Annotated in this window: 3 protein-coding genes; all 3 read right to left on the bottom strand. The window is 28.8% G+C overall.

Going from position 1 to position 5,509, the window contains the following annotated elements; all coding sequences use genetic code 11:
• Nucleotides 1–95: 95 nt before the first annotated feature.
• The 3 genes from HMPREF2795_RS00020 to HMPREF2795_RS00010 are packed head-to-tail and all read right to left on the bottom strand — an operon-like array spanning nucleotide 96 to nucleotide 5,042.
• Entirely contained in the window at nucleotides 96–2,414 is a 2,319-nt protein-coding gene (locus HMPREF2795_RS00020) for a hypothetical protein (protein ID WP_000139177.1), read from the bottom strand.
• 10 nt (nucleotides 2,415–2,424) lie between these two features.
• On the bottom strand, nucleotides 2,425–3,471 hold the full coding sequence (locus HMPREF2795_RS00015; RefSeq protein WP_000369178.1) for an RNA helicase: 1,047 nt from the start codon (nucleotides 3,469–3,471) through the stop codon (nucleotides 2,425–2,427).
• On the bottom strand, nucleotides 3,453–5,042 hold the full coding sequence (locus tag HMPREF2795_RS00010; RefSeq protein ID WP_000625577.1) for an ATP-dependent nuclease: 1,590 nt from the start codon (nucleotides 5,040–5,042) through the stop codon (nucleotides 3,453–3,455). Before HMPREF2795_RS00010 ends, HMPREF2795_RS00015 begins: the two co-directional genes overlap by 19 nt.
• Nucleotides 5,043–5,509: the final 467 nt, after the last annotated feature.

The raw sequence follows: 5,509 nt of genomic DNA, 5'->3' as shown, positions 1-5,509 counted from the left end.
TAGATTATACAATTTTTCAAACACATATAAAAACGTAGTTGAATTTATTTGTAATTACAAAAGGTAGAATCACACTCTGATTCTACCTTAAAACTCTATACAAATTTGATTTTTTCTGGTGAACCTAGTGAAGTAAATAATAAACTCTCAGGAAAAACATAATTATGTTTAAAAATATAATCAACTAAAATTCTTATTGATTCTGGAAAATTTTTAAAAAATTCTTGGTAAGCTTTATTTCTATATATGACACTTTGTTCCATTATCGACAGATATTCAGTATTATTTTTTAAACTACATTCAATACAGTATTTCATCACAAATTCCCCAAGAACAATAGGATCAATGTGACATTTAACACCCTTTTTATCTAAATATTCAATAATTGTATTAACTGGTTCAATGATATAATGTGTTCGTCGAGCTTGTAAAATAATATCAGACCAGTTCTTTATATAATCAGGCGATTGATCGGCCAAAAAATTTTTTAGATGTCTAAAAATAGACTCTATTAAACTAAATGTATATAAACCATCAACCGGGAAATATGTTGCTAATACTGATTGACTTCCTAACCCGAGAAACATATTTCCAATATTTAAATAATGAGAATCCAACACCTGTGTCTGACATGCCCCCAACATTGTGATAACAGGTACAACTTCTAAAGTATTTGATAACTCAATCATATCAATTTCATCATCACCAATATGAAGCTTACCAATCTGATATGGTTGATTTCTACTCATTTCAGGCATACTACCGTGCCCATAGTAAATAAAAAAAGTTGAAGGATTTTCATTCATCGTACGAATAAAGTCAGTTTTATTTCTAACTTCATAGTAATTAACACAATAGTTAGGAAAATATTCTTTCAATAATTCCCCTAATTTTTTCCCAATATTATATAGTCCGTCAGATACATTAAGACTATTAATTACTAAAAATGATGCATTAGCTTTTGGAATTTTTGTTATTAAATTATGTTTTGCAGAGTTTAATAGCATATTACCAGGAATAATTGGCAATCTGCTGATTGATTTTATTAAGCCTAGAGGAGTATCTTTATATTTAACCCATTCAATTGGTGCATCTGTAATGAATTTTATATGCTTCCCATGTTTAACAATTATATCGATAAAGCCATCATCTAATGATAACTTTAACTTCTCAGATATTTTATGGAAATTATTATTGAATTTTTCAATTTCTGATAAATTGGAATTCTTCATTATATTTTTAAACATATGCGAATACCACAAAGTAATATCTTTAGAAGGTAAGTTAGGCAAACGCACATACGGAGATTTTGTATCCAAAGTAAAATTAAGAGATAAAGAGTCTAAGATTAAATTTTCTAGAACTCTATCAGAAATTATTGATAGCATCTTTTCAATATCTTTGCTGTCCCCTATTCCATAATATCCTGAAAAATCATATATCTGCCGAAGAACTGATTTAGACAGTCGTAACTGAAACTCTCTATTTACCAAATCAACACTTGTTTTATTTACCATCGGCAAAACAAAAACCATATCTGTTCGATAAGATATTTCATCAAATCTCTTAAAAAAATAATCCGATAGATTCAAAAAATATTTTTCAAGAATATCAAAGTCTAAATCTGCAGTATCTATTGAATCATCCCATTTCCTTATAATTTCAATCAAAGAATCAATTCCTTTTTCATGTTTTGCAAGATATATGATATACTTTTCTGCAATTAGGAGCTTTAAATAATATTTCAAATCACTTATCGCTTGTTCCTCTGCCACTAGTTTTTCTTCTGTTGTTAGGTTATCAAATGGTTTTGGTTCCTGCCCATTTTCAAATATAGATAGGTACAAACCTCTATTACGATTGATTGCAATCTCTAAAGGTCGCAAAAAGCGCTTTTGAGGTATGCTAATCGGCTCAATTTTTGTTTTATCAGAGATTGTAACTTTATTATCTAATATCTGACTAGCATTAATGCTATTTTTTTCAACAATCAATTGTAGTTTGCTGAAAGGAATCTCTACTCCATCTGTTAAAAAAATCACAGGTAGTGTTGTTTCTTGTATTTGTTCAATAATAGGATGATCTTTTAATTCTTCAGGAATGAAAACGCAGCCTAAAGGAGTTTGTTTAATTAAATCTATAATACCCTCTGTATTCTTAATTAACAGCTCTATGTTTATGTATTCCGTAATATAATTTGGTTCTTCAACAAATGAGGATAGAGGCCAAGGAAGAACTAACTCTTCAAAACTTTTAGGTATATGAGCAACTAAATACCTTGATTGAGTATGAGTCACAATGTTCCTATTAAAACGATAGGAGAATGTGTCTCTCTCAATAAAATTTGGATTATCATGATTATTTGTAGTTAAAAAATAACTTACAAATGGTATGTTTAAAAACTGTTCTGTCATAATATTTCTTTTACTTTATCTTCTTATAATCTATGATATCTTTTTGATTTACAAAATAGAGATTCCCTCTCGTACGAGTACACGCAACATAAAATTTACTTTTGGTTTGTGAAGGAAGTTCATTCAAGCGATCAGCTGCGAATAATTTGTATGATGTTGGATTTAGTACTACACAAACATTGTCATATTCAGAACCTTTACTATCCCCCCAATTCTGACTCTTGCATTCATAATCATAAGATTTTTGATAAAAAAGTTTCATGATATTGTCATCTGTCATTATTGATTCTATTTTTTTCTGTGAATCGATAAGAGTAATTTGGGAAGAAAGCTTTTCTTCTCGCTGTGATAAAATTTCAATAGCTAAATTATCAACAATAAAGTCACAAACTATTTTGGGACAACGATAACTTTTTGACAAACTCGATAAATCAATTTCATATCCTGAATCAGAAATAACTTTTAACCAATTCTCAAAATTCGAATGGATCCCTTTTCCTTTATTACCTCTCCTTGAAGTACTAAAGGTTTTTTGATAAAAATCTCCAAATAAAAATACTTCTGCATTAAGATTACTTAAACTTAAAAGCCAATCAAAATCATCTGACTCAAAATCCTGACACTCATCTACATAAATACAATCAAAAAATTTATCAATTCTATCCAAATATGAATTATCAAATCTAATTTCTTTCCTCTTATAGATTAATGAACCCCTTAATAGAGATTTAGAAAGTTGATTCTGAACAATTCTTCCAGTATTATCTATAGCAGTCTTATCAAATTTTCCTTGAGTTTTATAATCAAAATTTATTCCTTTTGGTCGTTTCCCTAAATATGGCACTAAGCAAAAACTATATAGAAACTCAAAAACACCAAAAATAAAAGTAGACTCAGGAATGTAGCCAAATTTTTCAATCAACTTTGCTCTGATTGTATTCTGGTTCATCTCTGTATACGTAAGGATAAGATTTCTTTTTTGAGGATCAATACTTTCAATTATTTTAGTTGTTTTGCCACTTCCAGCAACAGCATGAATCAATCTTTTATTATCCATTCAATCGCCTCTTTAATATAATTGGGTATAATAAATTTTTCCCTTATATTATCAGTTTCCATTTGTTCTAGTAATCTCAGTGCAAATTCAGCCTTTTCCCTGAGCATGTATTCTAATAAATCATTAGATTTGGTTAGTCCTGAAGACTCTAATAAATCCGAGTTACAATTATAAATGCATATCTCAAATGTTCGATTATCATTATCTAAATCAGAAGAAACTTTTATATTCTGGAATTGTTGATAAGAACTATATTTTGACTGTACTTTACTTTCGTAATCACCATCATTATCCGTGATAACTACTACTTTTTTATCAGTAAAGTTAGTTGCAATTTCTAAATACCTCTCAAAACTTAATCCATCTACAGAAATAATTGATACATTAAATTCTTCAGGCTTTTTGGAGTGGAGTATTTCGAAAAACTTCTCTACTAAAATATACTCAGCATTTCCCTCAACAAGAATTATCTTCTTACCTAGAGAGAAGTTCAATAAATTTTGATTAGTAGATTTTTTGAAAAATCTTACAGTATCTTTTTTCAAACCTTTAAGTTTAGATATCTGACCATTATCTAAAAAAAGAAGATTGTCTACACCCAATCTTGAAGCAATCATATTTGAATGAGTTCCAATAAAAACTTGAACACCTGTATTTGAACTTAGCATTCTAACCAATTTCTGGAGGTTTTGGAAGCTCAAATGATTCTCAGGTTCCTCAATAAGTAGTATTTTAACCGTTTCCTTGAGATGACTGTATGCATTTTCAACACCTAATAATACCTTTTCTCCTTGCCCTAAATTTTTTATATCTACACCATTTTTTACAGCTGATACTGAATTTCTAAATGAATTTTCTGATTCGTCAAAATGAAGTTGAAATTCTGAAGCATTCTCCTTCAACAGTTCATCCTTCCTTAAAGTCTTTAAAAAATTAAATGAATTTATCCTGTATTGATGATTAACTTTTGCTCTATTCTCAGCTGATATATTATCCAAATATACCTCATGAATACGTTTTTGAATTTCTTGTTGTGTATCAATAAGACTCGTATTTATTATTGAATGTAGAAACTTATATGGTTTATTGTAAGAGGAATAGGTTTTTCCTGAAAATGTCAAAAATTCAACTCTATAGAACTCAAATGGAAAGACTGTCCAGTTACTATCATTTAAGACAGAAGTAATTTCAGCTATATAATCTTGATTAGGAATTATTTTTAATGAAAGTCCAAAAGCTTTAATTTTTTGAGAGTTATGTTTCCCTTCTATATTGAAATTAGAGGAAATTTCAGTACTTAATTCATCAAAATAAATTTCAACAAAGATCTCAGGGATCTGATTGATATCTCTTGTGCTCATAAATTCTAAAATCGCTTCTTGGTTAATAATACTAGACAAACTACTTCTTTCAATTTGACTGTGACTACCACTCAGCACTAATCCAACAGCATACAATAGCGTTGACTTTCCTGCACCATTCTCTCCAACGAAAATGTTAACTTCTGAGTTACAAGTAAAATCAACATTCTTATAACGTTTAAAGTTTTGTAATATTATTCTTGATATCATACAGACTACCTAAACCTCGCATATTAGTTTGAATAGTTATTTATTAATATTATATCACATAAATAGTGTTAATTTTTCAAAATTGTAATTACAGATAAGATGAATATTGCTTTATTCTTGCATCTTAAAAAGATTTTGACATAATTGTTGCATAATAAAGCAACAGGAGTTTTAGCTTATATTTTCTAGTATTCGTCTTAAAGAACACAAAATAGATAAACACTATTCCTAATCTGAGCTATCTAATCTATTAAAAATCAATAGAGCTTCGTACAACAAGTGGTAAAGTAGTAAATCCGTTCCAGATCAAAAAACTCATTCTGCTCTTGCAAGAACACTTGATGTTCCAACAACATATTTTGAATCAGTATACAAGATTATGATCCCCTATCTTCAGCTCTCTTAAAAAAATTAAGATTCTGATACTGAAAAGAGAAGAATCCTTGATTTTATGAGTCTAGTAAATA

It is taken from the genome of Streptococcus sp. HMSC056C01 (assembly GCF_001811305.1).
GTDB lineage: Bacteria > Bacillota > Bacilli > Lactobacillales > Streptococcaceae > Streptococcus.
This window is presented reverse-complemented; position numbering and strand designations above follow the sequence as displayed.

What these genes read in the sequence shown, in the direction of transcription:
- HMPREF2795_RS00020 (WP_000139177.1), bottom strand. Translation starts at nt 2,414, where the DNA reads ATGACAGAACAGTTTTTAAACATACCATTTGTAAGTTATTTTTTAACT.
- HMPREF2795_RS00015 (WP_000369178.1), bottom strand. Translation starts at nt 3,471, where the DNA reads ATGGATAATAAAAGATTGATTCATGCTGTTGCTGGAAGTGGCAAAACA.
- HMPREF2795_RS00010 (WP_000625577.1), bottom strand. Translation starts at nt 5,042, where the DNA reads ATGATATCAAGAATAATATTACAAAACTTTAAACGTTATAAGAATGTT.